General features: G+C 46.3%; 20 protein-coding genes and 1 riboswitch. Of the genes, 9 read left to right on the plus strand and 11 right to left on the minus strand.

The window, feature by feature from the left end; translation table 11 throughout:
• Nucleotides 1-112: 112 nt before the first annotated feature.
• The 4 genes from panS to BMZ28_RS05770 form a co-directional block, all read right to left on the minus strand.
• Complete coding sequence (gene panS, locus BMZ28_RS05755; protein WP_047782067.1) at nt 113-1042, minus strand: ketopantoate/pantoate/pantothenate transporter PanS; 930 nt, start codon at nt 1040-1042, stop codon at nt 113-115.
• A gap of 168 nt (nt 1043-1210) precedes the next feature.
• Nucleotides 1211-2560, minus strand: a complete 1350-nt coding sequence (lysC, locus tag BMZ28_RS05760; protein ID WP_047782066.1) for a lysine-sensitive aspartokinase 3 — start codon at nt 2558-2560, stop codon at nt 1211-1213.
• 116 nt (nt 2561-2676) lie between these two features.
• Nucleotides 2677-2935, minus strand: a riboswitch (Lysine riboswitch).
• A gap of 283 nt (nt 2936-3218) precedes the next feature.
• A complete protein-coding gene (locus tag BMZ28_RS05765) occupies nt 3219-3854 on the minus strand; it encodes an NAD(P)-dependent oxidoreductase (RefSeq protein WP_047782065.1) in 636 nt (211 codons plus the stop codon).
• Between the two features lie 49 nt (nt 3855-3903).
• Nucleotides 3904-4350 carry a nuclear transport factor 2 family protein gene (locus BMZ28_RS05770; RefSeq protein WP_074821517.1) on the minus strand — a complete coding sequence of 149 codons (447 nt, stop codon included), beginning with the start codon at nt 4348-4350 and terminating at the stop codon, nt 3904-3906.
• A 148-nt stretch (nt 4351-4498) separates the two neighbouring features.
• Here BMZ28_RS05770 and BMZ28_RS05775 point away from each other — a divergent pair, with 148 nt between their 5' ends.
• From BMZ28_RS05775 to ubiA, 5 genes are all read left to right on the plus strand, one after another.
• A complete protein-coding gene (locus BMZ28_RS05775; RefSeq protein WP_047782063.1) occupies nt 4499-5410 on the plus strand; it encodes a LysR family transcriptional regulator in 912 nt (303 codons plus the stop codon).
• Nucleotides 5411-5596: 186 nt separating this feature from the next.
• Nucleotides 5597-7240, plus strand: coding sequence for a glucose-6-phosphate isomerase (gene pgi / locus BMZ28_RS05780; protein WP_074821518.1), 1644 nt, complete (start codon nt 5597-5599; stop codon nt 7238-7240).
• Between the two features lie 70 nt (nt 7241-7310).
• Entirely contained in the window at nt 7311-7721 is a 411-nt protein-coding gene (gene psiE / locus BMZ28_RS05785; RefSeq protein WP_074821520.1) for a phosphate-starvation-inducible protein PsiE, read from the plus strand.
• Between the two features lie 147 nt (nt 7722-7868).
• Nucleotides 7869-8375, plus strand: a complete 507-nt coding sequence (gene ubiC / locus BMZ28_RS05790) for a chorismate lyase (RefSeq protein WP_074821524.1) — start codon at nt 7869-7871, stop codon at nt 8373-8375.
• Nucleotides 8375-9247, plus strand: a complete 873-nt coding sequence (gene ubiA / locus BMZ28_RS05795) for a 4-hydroxybenzoate octaprenyltransferase (protein WP_047782059.1) — start codon at nt 8375-8377, stop codon at nt 9245-9247. The genes ubiC and ubiA overlap by 1 nt, the downstream gene beginning before the upstream one ends.
• A 98-nt stretch (nt 9248-9345) precedes the next feature.
• Here ubiA and plsB read toward each other — a convergent pair whose 3' ends face one another.
• On the minus strand, nt 9346-11799 hold the full coding sequence (plsB, locus tag BMZ28_RS05800; protein WP_074821527.1) for a glycerol-3-phosphate 1-O-acyltransferase PlsB: 2454 nt from the start codon (nt 11797-11799) through the stop codon (nt 9346-9348).
• Between the two features lie 122 nt (nt 11800-11921).
• Between plsB and BMZ28_RS05805 the strand changes: the two genes are divergently transcribed.
• Together BMZ28_RS05805 and lexA are read left to right on the plus strand one after the other, a co-directional pair.
• Nucleotides 11922-12287, plus strand: a complete 366-nt coding sequence (locus BMZ28_RS05805) for a diacylglycerol kinase (RefSeq protein WP_047782057.1) — start codon at nt 11922-11924, stop codon at nt 12285-12287.
• Nucleotides 12288-12387: 100 nt separating this feature from the next.
• Nucleotides 12388-12999 carry a transcriptional repressor LexA gene (gene lexA / locus BMZ28_RS05810; protein WP_047782056.1) on the plus strand — a complete coding sequence of 204 codons (612 nt, stop codon included), beginning with the start codon at nt 12388-12390 and terminating at the stop codon, nt 12997-12999.
• 85 nt (nt 13000-13084) lie between these two features.
• Here the strand turns inward: lexA and BMZ28_RS05815 are convergent, their stop codons facing one another.
• Together BMZ28_RS05815 and zur are read right to left on the minus strand one after the other, a co-directional pair.
• Nucleotides 13085-13624, minus strand: a complete 540-nt coding sequence (locus BMZ28_RS05815) for a hypothetical protein (protein ID WP_074821530.1) — start codon at nt 13622-13624, stop codon at nt 13085-13087.
• Between the two features lie 388 nt (nt 13625-14012).
• Nucleotides 14013-14462 carry a zinc uptake transcriptional repressor Zur gene (zur, locus tag BMZ28_RS05820; protein ID WP_047782054.1) on the minus strand — a complete coding sequence of 150 codons (450 nt, stop codon included), beginning with the start codon at nt 14460-14462 and terminating at the stop codon, nt 14013-14015.
• Nucleotides 14463-14672: 210 nt separating this feature from the next.
• Between zur and dusA the strand changes: the two genes are divergently transcribed.
• Entirely contained in the window at nt 14673-15671 is a 999-nt protein-coding gene (gene dusA / locus BMZ28_RS05825) for a tRNA dihydrouridine(20/20a) synthase DusA (protein WP_074821534.1), read from the plus strand.
• Nucleotides 15672-15925: 254 nt separating this feature from the next.
• Here the strand turns inward: dusA and BMZ28_RS05830 are convergent, their stop codons facing one another.
• From BMZ28_RS05830 to BMZ28_RS05845, 4 genes are all read right to left on the minus strand, one after another.
• Nucleotides 15926-16897, minus strand: a complete 972-nt coding sequence (locus tag BMZ28_RS05830; RefSeq protein ID WP_074821537.1) for an aldo/keto reductase — start codon at nt 16895-16897, stop codon at nt 15926-15928.
• Nucleotides 16894-17271, minus strand: coding sequence for a MerR family transcriptional regulator (locus BMZ28_RS05835; RefSeq protein WP_074821540.1), 378 nt, complete (start codon nt 17269-17271; stop codon nt 16894-16896). Before BMZ28_RS05835 ends, BMZ28_RS05830 begins: the two co-directional genes overlap by 4 nt.
• Before the next feature lie 135 nt (nt 17272-17406).
• The gene (locus tag BMZ28_RS05840) at nt 17407-17898 is read right to left on the minus strand and encodes a YfbM family protein (RefSeq protein ID WP_074821544.1); all 492 of its coding nucleotides are present in this window, start codon (nt 17896-17898) and stop codon (nt 17407-17409) included.
• Between the two features lie 79 nt (nt 17899-17977).
• The gene (locus tag BMZ28_RS05845) at nt 17978-18961 is read right to left on the minus strand and encodes a quinone oxidoreductase (RefSeq protein ID WP_074821547.1); all 984 of its coding nucleotides are present in this window, start codon (nt 18959-18961) and stop codon (nt 17978-17980) included.
• A gap of 153 nt (nt 18962-19114) precedes the next feature.
• Between BMZ28_RS05845 and dnaB the strand changes: the two genes are divergently transcribed.
• Nucleotides 19115-20536, plus strand: a complete 1422-nt coding sequence (gene dnaB / locus BMZ28_RS05850; protein WP_047782048.1) for a replicative DNA helicase — start codon at nt 19115-19117, stop codon at nt 20534-20536.
• Nucleotides 20537-20550 lie beyond the last annotated feature (14 nt).

Consider the following 20550-nt stretch of genomic DNA (forward strand, 5'->3'; position numbering starts at 1 on the left):
GGGATGTGAAGCGAGGGCCCTATGGGTTCGAGCTTAGTACGCCCCTCAGGGGCGCCAAAGCAATGCCGCCTTCTATGAAGGCGGATTTTTACTTTCAACCTACGATAATCAATTATTCTTTAGCGGCTGTATCTTTGGTTGGTTTTCCCTGCCAGTAACCCGCTAACAGCGAACCCGACAGATTATGCCATACGGAGAACAGAGCCCCCGGCAGTGCGGCAACCGCAGAGAAATATTGAGCGCCCAGCGTTGCGGCCAGACCGGAGTTCTGCATACCGACTTCAATAGCCAGAGTGCGGCAGGTTGATTCATCAAATCCAAACAGCTTGCCACCCCAGTAGCCACCCAACAGCCCAATGGCGTTATGTAATACAACGGCAATGGCGACGATAAAACCGACTGAAGCAATATGGCCCTGACTTTTAGCCACAACTGCACTGATAATAGCCAAAATACAGATCATGGATAATGCAGGCAGGAATGGCTCGACGCGTTTTACGGTATTGGTAAAGGTATGATGAACAATAAGACCTGCACCGATAGGAATGATCACGATCTGTAGAATAGAACGTAACATACCTAAAATATCTACGTCGATTGAGGCATCAACGTATAAATAGGTTAACAGTGGTGTGGCAAATACCCCGACTAAAGTCGAAACGGAAGAGATGGTAACAGAAAGGGCGACATCACCTCGGGCAAGATAAATCATAACGTTAGAGGCGGTACCACTGGCAACGCTGCCCACCAGAATCATCCCTGCGGCCAGATCGGCTGGCATACTGAAAATTTTAGCCAGAATCCACGCCGCTAACGGCATGATCAGATAGTGAAGTAGGGTACAGGCAACCACCGGAGCAGGACGTGTGGCGATACGTTTAAAATCGCTTACCCGCAGAGTAACGCCCATAGCAAACATAATCAGCATGAGTAGATAGCTGATATAGGGCGCAATACCGGTAAACGTCCCCGGCGTGTAGTAAGCGGAGAAGGATAATAACAGGGCCCATAATGGGAATAAGCGTGTAACCTTGGCTAACATGTATCGATACTTCCTTATTAGTGCATGATTAATATGTGATGTTGTTATTCATTGCTAATCTGGTGGTTATTATTTATTTTCCAGACGACAGATTAAAAATGAGTGAGCAACGGTTGCCCGTTGCTCACTCGTCTATTAACCCATCAATTTTAGGATGGTGCAATAACCTTATTCAAACAGGTTATGGTGTAAGGTTTTAACGACGTGTTCGGCATCGTCACCCGGAACTAACAAGCACAGATTATGGCTGCTGGCACCGTAAGAGATCATGCGGATATTGAACGGTTCTAATACGCCAAATACCTCTTTACCCACGCCTCTGGCTTTTGCCAGTTCGTTACCAATCAAAGCAACCAGCGCCAGATCTTCTTCTACTTCTACCCGACACAGCGCCGATAACTCGGTTAATAGTGCGCTGGTTAGCAAGCTGGAACCATTGGTTGATGAGCCCGCGGTATCCAACGTCAGCGCGATGCTGACTTCTGAAGTCGTAATCAGGTCAACGGAAATATTATGGCTGGCAAGAATGTTAAAGATCTCAGCCAGAAAACCGCGCGCATGCAGCATATTGAGGCTGTGTAGGGTGAGGAGGGTTTGCTTACGGCGTAGCGCCAGCGCGCGGAACAACGGCGGTTGACTGGTTTTATTACACACTAATGTACCGCCAGCGGTAGGCTCTTTGCTGGAGCCGACAAATACCGGAATGCTCCGACGAACGGCAGGGATCAGGGTCGCCGGATGCAAAATTTTAGCGCCGAAGGTTGCCATTTCTGCGGCTTCTTCAAAGCCAATTTCATCAATACGTTTAGCGTTAGGCACCACTCGCGGATCGGTGGTGTAAATACCGGGAACGTCAGTCCAGATATCAACGCGTTTGGCGTTCAGCGCTTCACCAAGCAGAGCGGCAGTATAGTCGCTGCCGCCGCGGCCTAATGTGGTGGTGCGGCCTTTGGACTCGCTGCCGATAAAGCCCTGAGTAATCACCAGCGTGTCGGCTAAACGCGGCTGTAGATGTTGTTGGCACAGTGAGCTAAGCGTCTGGACTTCGGGTTCGGCTTTACCGAAACGATCGCTGGTTTTCATCACGCTACGCACATCGAACCACTCGGCGTTCACCTTGCGACTTCTCAGCAGTTCGACAAATAACAGGGTAGACATCAGTTCACCGTGGCTGACCAGCTCATCCGTCAACGCCAGTGAGGTAGCCAGGCTAGCAGCTTCAGAAAGGGTGGTGATATTTTCCAGCAGGCGATCGATCTCGTCACGAACAACCTGTGAGTCAGGCAGAGTATTGAGGATTTGATACTGAATCTGGCGGATTTGTTCGATTTTTTCCTGACGCACATCTGGGTTACATCCTTCTGCCAGAGCAACCAGTAAGTTAGTAACGCCGGCAGAGGCAGAAAGCACCACCACTTTTACGTCAGGATTGGATAACACCACGTCAGCGGAGTTGTTCATGGCGGCACTGTTGGCCACGCTGGTTCCGCCAAATTTTGCAATAACGATTTGAGACATAAATCAATAATTCCTCGTGTCAGGTGGGGCTCAGTATATAGCCCTTAAATTCATCAGCCTTGGCACAAAGGAAGCGCGGTAAACAGGGAGCAAGCGTAGGAAGAAAACACTACGGTACACCCAGAAGCGCTCCACCTTGCCAGAGTCTAGCTTGTCGCTGCGTCAAACGTGTTTGCGCGAATGCTACTTAAAGACTCTTATTCCCACAATATGTTTGTGGGTAACATGGGTGACAACCCAAGGGATTCAGCCCTTGTGGTCGACGGTGCGCTTATCCGGTTAGCGAACTGCCTCGGCGTCGTATCCCCTGGAGTGTCTTCATCGGATACCGGTTCCTCTGACACTTTACCTGAACGACGCGCCTCTTCTGGCTTATGTATTAGGATACACAAGTAGGCCTTAAGAAATAGCGGGTTCTGAAGCCGGTGTCAATGGTGTTTATGTGTTTGTTTTTTATTTCTTTAATCGGCTATCGGAGGTTTACTTGGTTTTGTGGATTATGGATAGATAAAAGCGTTATTGAGGGGCGGTTTTTCGATGTTTGCTGCTAAGTTTTTTGCGGTTTTTATAATAATTATTTTTTAACTTATTGGTGAATATAGAGGATTAAAAACCGGAGAAGCCTGATAGTTTCCCCGGTTTTGTCTAAATGATGAGATTATTTAGCAACAGCGGTAAAACGCTGGCGAATATGTTTGCCTTGTTCCAGCTCATCGATCATGGCAATGGCATAATCAGCATAGCTAATGGTGCTCTCACCGGCGGCATTCACCATCAGGCGATCGTTACCCAGCGTAAATTGGCCGGTACGTTTGCCATCGGCCATAAACATGGCGGCAGGGCTGAAATAGGTCCAGTTAACATCGTTATGGGATTTTAACTGTAAAAACGCTTCGCCCATATTGCTTGCCGTTGGTTTATAAGCGGCAGGAAAATCAGGGGTATCCACAACGCGTAGCGAAAGTTTATCGTCAACGTATAGGCTACCTGCGCCGCCAACCACCAATAAACGGGTGTGTTGGTTACCTGATAATATTTTAGTCAGGTGTGCTAATGAACTCTGATGTTGCTCTTCATGCCCGGCTGGGGCATTAAAAGCATCGATCACTGCATCAAACGGCTTCACGTCGTCGGCGGTTAAATCGAACAGGCTTTTTTCCAAAATCTTGACTGATTTGTCGGTGATTTTTGTTGCATCACGCACGATTGCAGTGACTTGATGACCCCGGCTGAGTGCCTCAACCATAATTTTATGACCGGCTTTACCACCGGCACCAATAATTGCTACTTTCATCGTATTGTCCTACCGTTTGTTTTTAATAGATTGATACCAGACTGACTGGTTAAAACATGCCGTTACCGTTAGCGGATTGTTTAGGAATCGCTTGGATCACGTCCCAATGCTCAACAATCTTGCCGTTTTCAAGGCGGAAAATATCAATAATGGCTTGTCCGTTATCTTCTGGTGAACGAGTACTTTTGACATGCAGAATCACATAATCACCCTCGGCAAACACCTGCTTGATTTCGCTTTTGCCGTTCGGTGAATTTTTCTTCAGATAATCAATATACTTTTTGAAACCTTCTACGCCGTCTTGCGCATTGGGATTATGTTGGATATAAACTTTTCCCAAATAGTGAGCCGCCGCTTCGCCATCCTTGTCGTTGAGCGCCTGCTGATAAAATTTAGTCACAACTTGTTTGTTCAATTCCTGTTGGTTCTCTGTGGCAGCGTGGCCGACCAGAGAAAAAGTAAGCAGTAACAGGCTAAATAATAATTTGGACTTCATGGGACTCTCCTGGGCTGTTTTATCCATTGGCTTGACGCTATTGGCGATATCGCTGTTCGATTAATTTGACGGGACAACTTTAATTGCTTTTTATTGTTTTAAATATAGTCTATTCAATAATAGTTTGTTGCAGAAAGTGAGCGAATAAATGGACCGATTAACGGCAATGCAGGTATTTGTCGAAACCGTCGAGCGCGGTAGTTTAACGGCGGCTGCAGAAAGGTTGGGATTAACCCGAGCGACGGCCTCACGTTATCTTGCCGAATTGGAACGTTGGCTCGGCGCCAGATTGTTGCATCGTTCTACTCGTAGCCTGAGTTTGACATCGGCAGGTGAGGAAGCCTTAATTGACTGTCGGCAGATGCTGCAGGTACAAGAAAAGATGCTGGCGGGTAAACTGGATCATTCATCGGAACCGAAAGGGGCTTTACGCATCACCTGTAGTCAATCATTTAGTCAGGCCTATCTGTCTGGGGTGATCGCCGACTATTCGTTACGTTATCCTCAGGTCAATATCGATATCCAACTGCTGGAACGCAGTATTAATCTGGTGGATGAAAGAATTGATTTGGCTATTCGCATTACCAATACTCTGGAACCGGGTATCATTGCCAAACGACTTGCCCTTTGTCATTCCGTTGTTTGTGCCTCACCGGAATACCTTAACCGAACCGCTCGCCCGCAAACGCCGGATGATTTAGCCCAGCATACCTGTCTGACGCATTCGCAATTTAGTACCCACTCTTGGTCTTTCTATGATCCTCTGGATAAGAGTAAAATGATTCGAATACCGATTAAGGGCAGGATTTGTGCTAACGAAGCCATGGTGTTGAAACAGGCGGCATTAGCGGGAGTAGGGGTCACGTTATTACCTACTTATCTGGTAAAAAATGAAATTATTGATGGCACATTAGAGGTTATCCTACCGGAGTATAAGCTAGAGACGCTATCGGTATATGCCATTTATACTTCGCGTAATTATATGTCGCTGGCATTACGTGCCTTACTCAATTTTCTTGATGAACGATTCAAATCGGATGCATTCTGGCAAGGTGAATAGCGGTAATTTTAGGTATTTTCTTTGATTATCTGTCTATAATTTGAAATATGAATTTTTTGCTGAATCCTGTCAGCCTTAGTGTGAACATGATAGCCTTTGGCTATTGGTGAAAGTCATCTAATTCACAGGTAAACGGGATACAATCGATGCAAATTTTATCTTTATTTTATGTAGAAGGGTCCAATGATGAAAAGTATTAACCCGACGGAAACAGCCGCATGGCAGGCGCTTAATCAGCATTTTGCAGAGATGAAAGACGTTACTATTCGTGATTTATTTACTCAGGACAGTAACCGGTTTGCTCACTTTTCAGCAACGTTTGATAATCAGATGTTGATCGATTTCTCCAAGAATCGCATCACCGATAAAACGCTGACGCTGTTGCGGGAATTGGCAAAAGAATCCGATCTGACCGGTGCGATTAAGGCCATGTTCAGCGGTGAAAAAATAAACCGTACCGAAGATCGCGCAGTATTGCATGTTGCATTACGTAATCGCTCTAATACGCCGATTTTGGTTGATGGCCAAGATGTTATGCCGGAAGTGAATGCGGTACTGGCTAAGATGAAAGCCTTTTGTCAGCGCATTATCAGCGGAGAATGGAAGGGCTTCAGCGGTAAGGCCATCACTGATGTCGTCAATATCGGTATTGGTGGTTCGGATCTCGGACCTTATATGGTCACTGAGGCTTTACGTCCATATAAAAACCATTTATCCATGCATTTTGTGTCTAACGTTGATGCAACGCATATTGCAGAAACGATTAAGACCCTGAATCCGGAAACCACCTTATTTCTGATTGCTTCTAAAACGTTTACCACTCAGGAAACCATGACCAATGCCCACACCGCGCGTGACTGGTTTCTGAGCGTCGGTCAACCGAAGGACGTGGCTAAACATTTCGCTGCATTGTCGACCAATGCCAAAGCGGTTGCCGAGTTTGGTATTGATACCGACAATATGTTTGAGTTTTGGGATTGGGTTGGTGGGCGCTATTCTCTGTGGTCGGCCATTGGTCTGTCGATTGCGCTATCGATCGGCTTTGATAACTTTGAGAAGTTGCTGAGCGGTGCTCATGCCATGGATCGTCACTTTGCCGATATGCCAATAGAGAAGAACCTGCCGGTCACGTTGGCGCTGATTGGTCTGTGGTATAACAATTTTTATGGTTCGGAAACCGAGGCCATCTTACCTTACGATCAGTATATGCATCGTTTTGCCGCCTATTTCCAACAGGGAAATATGGAGTCCAACGGTAAGTATGTTGACCGTAATGGTAATAAAGTGAGCTACCAAACTGGTCCGATTATTTGGGGTGAGCCGGGTACCAACGGTCAGCATGCGTTCTACCAGCTTATTCACCAAGGTACTAAGCTGATTCCATGTGATTTTATTGCACCGGCTCACAGTCATAATCCGTTGAGCGATCATCATGCTAAACTGCTATCCAACTTTTTTGCTCAGACTGAAGCGTTGGCATTTGGTAAGAGCGCCGATGAAGTACGTGAAGAGTTTGTCAAAGCTGGACAGCAAGCTGCTGACTTTGAAGCTATTGTTCCGTTTAAAGTATTTGAGGGCAATCGTCCGACTAACTCTATTCTGCTAAAAGAGATAACGCCTTATAGTCTTGGTGCGCTTATTGCGTTGTATGAGCATAAGATTTTCACTCAAGGTGTGATCATGAATATTTTTAGCTTTGACCAATGGGGAGTAGAGTTGGGCAAACAGTTGGCTAACCGTATTTTACCGGAGCTTTCTGGTAATCAGTCGGTTTCCAGCCACGACTCATCAACTAACGGTTTGATTAATACGTTTAAGCAATGGCGTTAATGGGTCGTTAATCAGTAACAATGCGGGGATAAAATGTATTCCCGCTTTATTGTGAAATGAAGGAAAAACTATGCAGGATAACCTTAAGCGAGCGACTTTCGTGGGCAGAATACTGCAAACAATATTAAATTTTTGGCTGCTGGTGTTGGCAATTATTCTTATTGTTTTCCTTGGTAAAGAAACCTATTCATTGATTCAGGTACTCTTTGTTAACTCAGCCCAGTCTTCCAGTTATTTATTGATTGAAGGCATCGTCATCTATTTTTTATATTTTGAATTTATTGCCTTGATCGTCAAGTATTTTCAGAGTGGTTATCACTTCCCGCTACGTTATTTTATTTATATCGGTATAACGGCGATTATTCGCTTAATCATTGTCGATCATAAAGATCCCATTGATACCCTGATCTACTCCGGTGCTATCTTGATACTGGTGATTGCGCTTTATCTGGCGAACACCGATCGATTAAAGCGTGAGTAAACCTCCGTCAGATTATTGACGTATTGTTAAAAAATAGTTCTAAAAATGAAGCCTTCAGTGTTTGCTGAGGGCTATTTTACGTTACAATAACCGCCTAATTCTTTATAGCCAATTGGTTATCAGAACTGATTATATTAGGGTGTTACCATGGTGAACCAGACGCTTTCTGCGCCAAACTGGAAAGATCGAAACTGGGATTCGTCGGCAGCGCACTTATTGACTCAATCAGTTTCTGACTGGTTGCTGGAAGAAGATTCTATGACCAGCCGCTGCGAGCGGTATTGTCAGAACGTGATGGTTAAGCCACTGTTTGAAGGGTATGTATCCTTTGACCTTTTAGGGAAAGAAATATCAGAATTACCGGTAGATACACGTTATTGGATACGTGAAATTCTGCTGTTTGGTGATACCATGCCGTGGATATGGGCGCGTACTGTCGTACCCGAAAAAACGCTGTGTGGTCCCGAGCAACGTTTGACTGCGTTGGGTGATATGCCTTTAGGGCGTTATTTGTTCAGTCATGCAGAATTAGAACGAGATTACATCCAGGTTTCATTGTTTGATGACCTGTGGGGGCGACGCTCCCGCTTATGTTTATCTGGTAAGCCTCTGTTATTGACAGAAATTTTTTTACCGTCGGCACCGTTATATTAATGGGGGAAAATGTGACTCAAGGCAAATGGCTGGCTTACTGCCGTTTGATGCGTATTAATCGGCCAATTGGCGCGTTACTCCTGCTCTGGCCAACGCTTTGGGCTTTGTGGCTGGCTGGAAAAGAGACGCCAAATGTTTATATTTTGGTTATCTTTATCATCGGCGTATTTCTGATGCGCGCCGCCGGCTGCGTGATTAATGACTTTGCCGACCGCAATTTTGACGGCCACGTAGAACGTACTCGTTCTCGTCCAATGCCTAGCGGAGCGGTAACGGAAAAAGAGAGCAAGATACTATTTTTGGTGTTGGTCACCATCTCTTTTCTTTTGGTTCTGACGCTGAATAAACTGACTATTTTACTTTCTGTCGCCGGTGTGATCCTTGCCTGGATGTACCCATTTATGAAGCGCTTTACTCATCTTCCTCAGGTGATTTTGGGTATGGCGTTTGGCTGGTCAATCCCCATGGCGTATGCCGCCGTTAGCGATGCGCTACCGTTGAGCTGTTGGCTACTGCTGTTGGTGAATATTTGCTGGACTGTGGTTTACGATACGCAATATGCCATGGTTGATCGCAATGATGATGTAAAAATTGGTATTAAATCGACCGCTATTCTGTTTGGCCGCTACGATAAAATAATTATCGGTTTACTCCAGTTAGCGACGGTATTGCTACTGGCTTGGATTGGCTATTTAAATCAGCTGAGTGGGCCATTTTATTGGTCTTTACTGCTGGTGAGCGCGCTGTTTGTTTATCAGCAGCAGCTGATTGCCGGGCGTGAGCGAGAGAAGTGCTTTCAAGCTTTTATGAATAATAACTATGTTGGTTTAGTGATTTTCCTCGGCTTGCTGATGGATCTTACCATCGGCTGAAGAGGTGATTAAATCAAAGTCGGATGCTTATTTTTCTGACAATAAAAAATGCCGGCAGGTTCATCATAACCTGCCGGCATTTTATTTTGCGCTACGGTCTATTCTTCCGGTGTTGCTGGCTCAACCGATGCTTCAGTGACGCTTTCGATGGTTAATTTCACTTCTGGCGTCATCAGTCTGGTCAGCATGTCGTACATCGACTGAATATTTTCAGGAATGGCATCGCCAACGTCATTGATATATCCAGCGCTGCGTAGTGTTGCGACCAGCGTAGAGAATACCGCTTTATCAAAGAACTCCGGCGCATTAATACCGTGCAGCACCGAGAGACGCTGTGCCAGCAGGCGACTCTCTTTTTCCAGCATACCGCGATTAATGCTCGGGTTATTACGTAACAACGATAGGGTGATGGTATAACGCTGTAATGTTTCCCGAACGCCGGCGGCCAACAGCTGTAGGGCACGTATACGAGGGGGATTAAGCACCAGTCGGCCATCCGCCAGCGTTTTAATCAGCTTCTGCCGTTCCAGCTCATTAATCAGTGTTTCAATGACGTCAGGTAGCTCTTCTGCATCGTAGTGCATGAAAAGCTCTTCTCGCAGTAATGGATAGATCAGAGCGACCTGTTCAATAATTTCCTGACGAGAAATACTGTCGTGATGCATAACAATACTGGAAATCAACGATGGTAAAACCAGCATATGGTGAATGTTATTGCGATAGTAGGTCATCAGCACCGCTTGTTCGCGCGGTAGGACAATAATTTCACCTGCGTTATCTTTCTCGACTTCAAATTTACTCATTTTCAGCGCGTGTTCCAGCATTTGCTCAGGGGTACTGGATGGCACCGTGGCATCTTTTGCATAAGGAACATTACGCAGTAGCTGTGTATAGCAGTCGAGCTGCTCAAGTAGCTGCTCACGGGTTAAGGCGCGCTGGCGAGAGGCCAGTAATGCGGTACAACACAGGTTCATGGCATTGGCCGCTGCCGCATTATTGATATTGGTCATCAGCCGGTTGGCGATCTGGTTAACCGTTGGCGTTAGCCAGTTTGGTCTAGGGGTTTCTATCGGATCGACAGCGTCACGCCAGTCCGGAACATGCTGATTGAGGTACGTCATCAGTGGAATAGGTTCACCGAAGTTAACATAGCCCATTCCCAAGTTACGCAGCTTACGCATGGTGCGCACAACCTGCCACAAGTTCTCTTTCTCTTTGGTGGCACCGCGTAGCTCGTTGGCGTAAGTACCCACTTCCATTACGTGCTCATAACCAATATAAACCGGAACTACGGTGATAGGACGATTACCGCCGCGTAGCATGGCCTGTATGGTCATGGAAAGGGTGCCGGTTTTCGGCTCCAGCAAACGACCGGTACGTGAGCGCCCACCTTCAACGAAATACTCAACGGAGTAGCCGCGGTTAAACAGCTCACCGAGATATTCACGGAATACGGTGGAGTAAAGTTTATTGCCTTTGAAAGTACGGCGAATAAAGAAAGCGCCCAAACGGCGGAAAATCGGGCCAGCAGGCCAGAAGTTCAGGTTAATACCTGCGGCGATATGCGGCGGTACCAGCCCTTGATGGTAGAGCACATAAGAGAGCAGCAGATAGTCCATATGGCTGCGATGGCTTGGCGCATAGACGATACCGTGCCCATCTTGTGCCAACTGACGTACACGTTCGGCGTTATGGACATTGATACCCTGATAGAGGCGGTTCCAGGTCCAACTTAAGACGCGATCGGTTACTCGTAGGCCTTCATAGCTAAAGTTGGCGGCGATCTCTTCCATAATATCCACGGCGTTTTGTTTCGCCTTGGTGAGAGAGATCTTTTTGGCCGTTGCTTCTTCTTCTACCGCTTTTTCAATGGCTTTAGAGGTTAACAGTTTATTAAACAGATCCTGACGCATTGGCAGTTTCGGACCGGTGGCCGCCAAACGCTGTCTGGCAAAGTGTATGCGCGCAACGCGGGCGAGTTTTTGCGCAATACTCTTGTCGGTGCCATGTTCGTTCGCCATATGGCGTAATGACACGGGTTGAGAGAAACGCACAAAGCTATCGCGACCAAGCCACAGGACAACAAAGAATTTTTGAATCCCGTTAAATAGGCGTAGGCGAGGAGCGCCAGTGTTTCCATGACCTTCACGGCCAGGAGAACGACCAAACATCACCGATACCGGAACCATTTGAATATCTAAATCTGGATGATTGCGATGCAAATCCAAATAGTCGTGGAACAGTTTGACGGATTCTTCTTTCGGTGCGTAATAGCTAAATAACCGTGGGCCGTCATGAGTAAACACATAACGGGGCAGCAATTGACCGTCAACTTCATAAGGTTCTAGCGGATCGGGTAACTCCTGAGCCAAACATTGGGCCCGTAGGGTTAATAAATCCGCTTTTGAGTTATAGGGCAGAACATAGAGTATCGGGCGTGTGGTATCTAATCCCAATTCAGCCACGGGATCGGAAGGGATACATTTGCTACGAACTAGCATTTTTATAGGTATATTCAATAGCTTATAGTAAAGTTTACGCCAACCAGACATAAATATTGCGAGCCTCATATAAATAGTGAATTGTAAGAATAACAGAACTATACGTAATCTGTGATGATGTGATGTCTGATAATTGCTAAAATTGGTTAGAATTTTTTAGAGGACGTCATTAAATGAATCAGGCAACGGGGCTAACCCGCATTATTAAAGCAGCGGGATACTCATGGAAAGGATTGCGTGCCGCGTGGCAGAATGAGGCCGCATTCCGTCAGGAAACGGTGCTGGTTGTGGTGGCAATAGCGCTGGCAACATGGCTGGATGTGACGGTTATCGAACGTATTTTATTAATTAGCTCAGTGGTGCTGATCGCGATTTTTGAAATTATTAACAGCGCGATTGAAGCGGTGGTTGATCGCATTGGCACCGAGCGTCATGAGTTGTCAGGCCGGGCTAAAGATATGGGCTCTGCGGCAGTATTGGTCACGATTTTTCTGGCTCTGTTTGTTTGGGTGAGCATTCTTTATAGTCATTTTTTCTGAGTTATCTCATAAATATATCTTTTTAAGGTTTCCATCCAGTGGATACCTGTATATACTCACAGCATAACTGTATATAAAAACAGGTTGAGGGAATCCAGAGATGAAAGCATTAACCGCCAGACAGCAGCAAATTTATGACATGATTCGTGACCATATCAGTCAGTCAGGTATGCCTCCAACTCGTGCTGAGATTGCCCAAACTTTGGGGTTTAAGTCGCCTAATGCGGCTGAAGAACATTTGAAAGCGTTGGCGCGTAAAGGCGTTATTGAGATTGTTACCGGTGCTTCAAGGGGTATTCGTCTGTTGATGGAAACCGAGCAAGAGGGGCTGCCGCTGATTGGGCGTGTGGCTGCAGGAGAACCGTTGCTGGCGCAGGAACATATTGAAAACCACTATCAAGTTGATCCTGCTTTGTTTAAACCTCATGCTGATTTCTTGCTGCGGGTTAGCGGTATGTCAATGAAAGATATTGGTATTATGGACGGTGATTTACTGGCGGTACATAAAACTCAAGATGTACGTAACGGTCAGGTTGTGGTTGCCAGAATTGATGATGAAGTGACGGTTAAGCGCTTGAAGAAACAAGGTAACGTTGTCCAGCTATTACCTGAAAATGAAGAGTTTTCACCTATCGAGGTTGATTTACGCGAGCAAAGCCTGACCATCGAAGGGCTTGCGGTTGGCGTGATTCGCAACGGCGATTGGATGTAATTTTATACTGATTGGCTTCTGATGCAGAAGTACGATACAAAAAAGCGCCTTTGGGCGCTTTTTTATTGCTGCAATATATTGGACATTATTTCTTCGTCAGAAAAATGCCATCCATTAAATTATTTTTATGTTGTTTTAGTCGGGCAATATCGTAATGGCTGGTTAATAGCAAAGTATAAAGTTTATTCTGATAGTTCATGAGTACAAATATACCGGAGATATCCTGATTCCCGTCTTTGGTACTGACCTCAAGCTGTTCAGTTGAGACTTCACCATAAACCTCGGTACTGCGTTTTAATTTGGCTGATTGAAACTCAAAGCTTTCGGCAATGGCGTCAACTTCATCTTTCAACTGAACGCTATCTTCTAACTGTTGAGCGGAGATTCGTCCCAGCAGATTTGGGTCAATTTCATTTTTTAACAGCCAAATAGATGACAGATCGGTTTCTACCAGTTCCCAGTTGTCCGATAGTTGACCGGGTAGGCCCGTTATCTCCGTCCAGTTTTGTACGGAAGTATGATGCTGATTATCATCAATAAGTTTCATGAGCTCATCAGTCGCCCTGGCAGGGGTATTTGATAATGTCCCTGCAATGGTCAGAAGCGCCCATATAAACTGCTTCATTGTTGTTTTCCTTGGAAAATTACCCCTAACATTAGGGGAATAGCATAGTGATTAATGATCGAGGTTACTTATAGTTAGTATGATGAGAATATATCCTTTATTGACGGGGGAATAAAATAAAAAATACGAATAGGATGATATCCTGATTCAATTGAGTAATTTGATTTTATATGTTGGTTTTAATGTTTTTTCTCTGGTAAAGGGGTTTTTAATTTGATTAACCTATTGTTAATTAAATATTTATCGATATGAGGTCTATTGTTAATAATAAAATAATTCATTTAACTTTATAGCGTTATGACTATTTTTACACAATAAATGAAATCGTGGGGTATTCTAAAATAATGATTTAAATATTAATTAATAATAATTAATACAGATAACTTACTTAGGCTTTTACACACTTAGAACAAACACCGTGTGTTTCTAACACGCTGTGCTGAATAGTAAAATGACTTTTCTCCGCTAACTCTTCTAATAACCGATCGATGCCTTGTGCATGATATTCAGTCACTAATCCACAGCTATCACAGATAAATAAGGCTGAAGTATGCAGTGGTTCGCCAACGTGATGGCACACGACATAGCTGTTTGTCGACTCGATTTTATGAATGAATCCTTGTTCTAATAAAAAGTCGAGGGCGCGATAAACTGTTGGCGGCTTGGCCTGAGGTTCAGATAAACGCAGCAGGTCTAATAAATCGTAAGCGCTAATCGCATTTTTTTGTTCGGCCATCAAACGTAGGACTAACTGACGCTGTGGCGTTAACCGCACGGCGCGTTGTTCACAGAGCTTTTGAACTTTAGCCAACATTAACTCAATATTGATCGATTTCATTGTTATCTCTTTTATTGACCATCTTGCTATAGATTCTACCATGCTTAGGGCGGTAATCGATAGGGCTTCGCTATCCGCTGAGGATTAAGTCCGGTCAGTTATAGCTGAGATCTGTTTTTTCTATGGTAGAATATGTGCCCTATATATTCTGTTAATTCCCTTAAATTTATTTATCAACAGAAACAACTATCTGATAGCCGTTAATTCATAATGAATTCTGATAAAACACATCCTTACCCGATGCAGCGCTTTTCCGTTGCACCGATGCTTGACTGGACCGATCGTCATTGCCGTTATTTTCATCGTTTGCTGAGTGGGCAGACTCTGCTGTATACCGAAATGATTACTACCGGCGCCATACTGTTTGGCAAAGGTGACTATCTGGCCTATAGCCAGGAAGAGCAACCTGTAGCACTACAACTGGGCGGCAGCGATCCGCAGGCGCTGGCTGAGTGCGCCCGGCGGGCTGAGGCCTTAGGCTATAGCGAGATTAATCTGAATGCCGGTTGTCCTTCCGATCGAGTACAGAACGGTCGTTTCGGCGCTTGTTTAATGGCAGAACCCGAGCTGGTGGCTGACTGTGTTAAAGCGATGAAAGACGCGGTGTCGATTCCAGTGACGGTAAAGACCCGAATTGGTATTGATGATTCTGACAGTTATGAATTCCTTCAGCGTTTTATCACTGTGGTTTCAGAGCAGGGTGATTGTGATAACTTCACGCTTCATGCGCGTAAGGCTTGGCTTTCTGGCTTGAGCCCGAAAGAAAACCGTGAGATACCTCCGTTGGACTATCCGCGCGTTTATCAAGTGAAGCAGGAATTCCCTCATCTGACTATTGCGATTAACGGTGGTATTAAAACCCTGGAGCAGGCTAAAGAACATTTGCAATACGTTGATGGCGTCATGATGGGCCGGGAAGCGTATCAAAATCCGGGGATACTAGCCCAAGTAGATCGCGAGTTGTTCGGCATTGAGGGAGATATTCGTCAGGCATCCGATGTGGTAGAGGCGATGTACCCTTATATTGAACAGGAGCTGTCCAAAGGCACCTATCTTGGTCATATAACTCGCCATATGCTGGGACTGTTTCAGGGAATACCCGGAGCACGCCAGTTCCGCCGACATTTGAGTGAGAATGCTCATAAGGCCGGTGCCGATGTTGAGGTTTTGCGGCAAGCGCTGGCTTTGGTGACGGGGAAGGATAGTTAGTTGAGTTTGAGTAAGAGAGTGAAGATAGCTTCTGGGCTTACTGCTTGTTAGTTAAGCTTAATGACAGCAAAGGTTTCGTCCACAATTAGTACAGAGAATAAAATCAACTTGGGTGCACGTGGCCGAGCAGGGTGCGTTAAGGGCGAACGCCCCCAGCACCCCCGCGCCTTCGCCCATCATCCTTGATGGGCGTGCTCCCTCACTCAGTTGTCGGCTGAATTCCAGCGCTTAATAAAAAGGGCAAAAGATAGCACTCATTCGTGCCCAGCCAAATTCCTCGGGCGATAAGGTGCTTGCAGAATCGAGACCTCTTCATCACTCAGCATGAGAGACAAAGACGCTACTGCATCATCCAAATGATGGGGTTTACTGGCTCCGATAATCGAAGAGGTAATTCCCGGGCGGCTATTTACCCAAGCCAGTGCAACCTGAGCCGGAGGTACACCTCGTCCGGCGGCAACCTGCTCAACGGCAGCGACAATGGCATCTTCCTCAGCCTGATGGTTATACCAGCTATGAGCCGGGTCATCGGTGGTGGCGCGGAGGGTTTGGTTTTTTCTGGAGCCGGTGAGGACGCCGCGGGCAAGCGGTGACCACGGCGTGACGGCAATCCCCATTTCATTACACAGTGGCAACATTTCTCGCTCTTCTTCACGATAAATTAAATTATAGTGATTCTGCATGGAGACAAATTTAGCCAGCCCGTGTTGCTCCTGTAGCGCTAACATCCGCATAAATTGCCATGAATGCATCGAAGAAGCGCCAATATAGCGAGCCTTTCCTGAACGAACCACAGTATCCAGTGCTTCAATGGTTTCCTCAATGGAGGTTTCTGGATCAAAACGATGGATGATATAGAGATCAACGTAATCGGTGCCCAGACGTTTCAGAGACGCATCAATACTCTTCAGAATATGTTTACGTGACAGACCGCGATCGTTTGGGTTATCACTCATTGGCTGAAAGACTTTGGTGGCAATCACCACATCATCTCGCGGCACCGCGCTTAATAGCGTTTTACCAAGCACTTCTTCGCTAGCGCCTAAGGAGTACATATCGGCGGTGTCGAAAAAGTTAATGCCGAGATCCAGCGCCTTCTTGATAAAAGGTCTGGTGGCGTTTTCGTCCAAGACCCAGTCGCGCCATTGCGGACTGCCGTAAGTCATACAGCCGAGACAGAGTGGGGATACTTTGATGCCGGTAGAGCCAAAACGAACGTATTTCATTTGGAATCTCCTGTCTTATCGTGAGTTGGGTGGCTACAGTAGCCACTAATTTTTTTATCAAGGACCAGCAGGCAGTTTTGCAGTTCAGCTAAGCGGGCACGGACATTTTCACGGTGATCTTCCAGTAGCATACGGCGTTGATCTTCAGTTGCGGAACCCGCTGCAACCAATTCAACATAGCGCAGCATATCGCGTAGCGGCATGCCGGTGGTTCTCATTTTGCTAAGAAAATCTATGCGATTGAGGGTGGCTTCATCGTAGTGGCGCTGACCTGAAGCGTCACGGTGAACGTGAGGCAGTAAGCCGAGACGTTCATAATAACGTAAGGTATGCGCCGTGAGTCCGGTTCTTTTGGCCAGCGTACCGATTTTCATATAACAGACCTGTTCGTGAGAAGTGGTACCACCTTAAAGGTTAGAGTGCACTCTAGGTCAAGTAGAAAATAGTTTTGTTGACGAAATTGTCAGAGATACGCAGGCAACGGTTGCTACCTGCGCAGAGGATAAAAATTAGTAAATACCGACCACCACGTGTTTATCATCGCTAAGACAGCGGCGATAAAAATGCAACAGTTCCGTCAGCGCTTGCTCCAGCTCAGTGAACAAAGAATCTTTATCCTGTGAAAGCCAGATGTCCGGGTAGATATCATTATCGTTTAGCTGCTGAGGATTAAACTGAGCTTTCAGCGATGGTAGATCCACTGTTTCCAGCGCAGCGATAATTTCTGGCAGTTCATTATTACCGATGGCGGCAATAAAATTCTCCTCATCCATCACATGCACGCCCACGATAGCATCGCTTAAAGGACTGTCTTCTAACGGAGTGCTGGCAGAGGTTCCAGTAAGAATAAAGTGCAGCCCATCCCACATTTTGCCGATATCCAGCGTATCGTTTTCTTCCTCAAGCTCTTCTAATTCATCAAGCAAGGTTTGCTCGTTAAGTTCGATCAGGTTACTCAATTCATTTTCGCTGATAGCGGTATAGCAGGCTTGTATTCCCATGGCGGATATCCGTATGTCAGTTGTCTGGGCACATCATAAAGCAGCGCCGGCGTTTAATCACTACCGGCGTTCAGTGGTATTAGGGGATTAACAAGCATGAACCTGATGTCGCCCGACTTTCCAGGGTTTTATGAGCCCTTACGGCATCTTTCAACGGGAACTGTTGTTCCGATGGAACATTAACGCTAATGGCACCGCTGGCAATCATAGAAAATAGTTCGTTAGCCGCATGCTGCAATAGTTGCTTCGTGGTGATGTAATTGCCAAGGGAAGGTCGAGTGACAAACAGTCCGCCTTTCTGATTCAAAATCCCTAAGTCCACGCCAGTGACTGCGCCAGAGGAGTTCCCGAAGCTGATCATCAGACCATGAGGCTTCAGGCAGTCTAATGATGCCAGCCAAGTTGATTTACCAACCGAGTCATAGACCACATTGACTTTTTCACCGTTGGTCAGAGCCACGACTCTTTCGGCAATATTTTCTGTTCGATAGTTAATGACTGCCCAGGCGCCATCTCGTTTGGCCTGCTCGGCTTTCTCCGCGGAGCCAACGGTAGCAATAAGCTTTATCCCCAGCGCTTTAGCCCACTGACAGGCAATTCGACCGACTCCTCCTGCGGCGGCATGAAACACGATGGTTTCTCCCGGCCTAACTTTATAGGTCATATGTAACAGGTAATAGACGGTGAGTCCTTTTAGGAAAGAAGCGGCGGCCTGCTCAAAAGAGATGGCATTGGGTAGTTTGGCGACCTTATCCGCGGGTACGCAATGATATTCGCTGTAGGCGCCCAGTGCTGACTGCGCGTAAACCACGCGGTCACCCACGTGAATATGTGTAACGCCAGCGCCAACCTTCTCTACGACACCTGCCGCTTCAGTCCCTAAACCGGAAGGAAGCGATGGCGGAGGGTATAAACCGCTGCGGACATAGGTATCGATGTAGTTAATCCCAATTGCTTTATTGGCAACCAGAACCTCATGTTCAGCCGGTTCTCTGGGAGTGAAATCTACATAATTCAGTACATCAGGCCCGCCGGTGACGGAAAACTCGATACGCTTAGCCATAGTCTATACTCCGGGATAGTGAAGGATTATTAGCCGATATCATTTAAATTTAGTATAACAGCCATGTTGATCGTTGGGTCAGTTGCTATCATCGCGTATACTGAATGACTGTTCTCTTTTAATCGTAACCGTAATCGGATCGTTGACAACCCCATGGCAGGCAAAACACCTTTTAATAATAAACAAAACTTCCGTACTGAGCGGTCAATTGACCGTCAAATGGAAGGGCTAAAGATGCCACCTCATTCCCTTGAGGCCGAGCAATCGGTGCTCGGTGGCCTGATGTTGGATAATGAACGCTGGGATAACGTTTCTGAGCGGGTTACGGCGAATGACTTTTACAGTCGTCCACACCGCACCGTCTTTGCTGAAATGCAGCGCTTGCTGGAGCAAGGGAAACCAATCGACCTGATTACTTTATCAGAGTCACTGGAACAAAAAGGTGAGCTCGATCAGGTGGGTGGATTCGCCTATCTGGCTGAATTGTCGAAAAACACACCAAGTGCGGCCAACATCGGTGCTTATGCGGATATCGTGCGCGAACGTGCGGTTGTGCGTGAGATGATTTCGGTAGCCAATGAGATTGCTGATGCCGGTTACGATCCTCAGGGGCGTACCAGTGAAGATTTGCTGGATTTAGCCGAATCTCGGGTTTTCCAGATCGCGGAAAGCCGCAGTAATAAAGATGAAGGCCCCAAAAGCATCGATCAGATTTTGGAAGAGACGGTATCCCGTATCGAACAGCTGTATCAGCGCCCTCATGATGGGGTAACTGGCGTATCCAGCGGCTTTGTTGATCTGGATAAAAAAACTGCTGGGTTCCAAAAGTCTGACCTGATCATTGTTGCTGCTCGTCCGTCCATGGGTAAAACCACGTTCGCCATGAACCTGTGTGAAAACGCAGCCATGATGCAGGATAAACCGGTACTGATCTTCAGTCTGGAGATGCCCTGCGAACAGATTATGATGCGTATTTTAGCCTCCCTTTCTCGCGTCGATCAGACCAAAATCCGTACCGGTCAACTGGATGATGAAGATTGGGCGCGCATTTCCAGCACTATGGGAATTTTGCTGGAAAAACGCAATATGTATATTGATGACTCCTCCGGTCTGACGCCGACGGAAGTTCGTTCCCGTGCCCGGCGTATTTTCCGTGAACACGGTGGCATTAGCCTGATCATGATTGACTACCTGCAATTAATGCGGGTTCCGGCATTGTCTGATAACCGAACCTTGGAAATTGCCGAAATTTCCCGTTCTTTAAAAGCCTTGGCAAAAGAACTTCAGGTGCCGGTGATTGCGCTATCCCAGCTTAACCGTAGTCTGGAGCAGCGAGCGGATAAACGTCCGGTTAACTCCGACTTACGTGAATCGGGTTCGATTGAGCAGGATGCCGACGTGATTATGTTTATCTATCGTGACGAAGTGTATAACGAAAACAGTGAAGAAAAGGGCGTAGCTCAGATTATTCTCGGTAAGCAGCGTAACGGCCCAATTGGTTCTGTGCGTTTAGCCTTCCACGGTCAGTGGTCGCGTTTTGATAATTATGCCGGTCCGCAATTTGATGATGAGTAAGCGGGTTTAAAACT

Origin of the sequence: Pragia fontium DSM 5563 = ATCC 49100 (assembly GCF_900112475.1) — a bacterium.
Classification (GTDB): domain Bacteria; phylum Pseudomonadota; class Gammaproteobacteria; order Enterobacterales; family Enterobacteriaceae; genus Pragia; species Pragia fontium.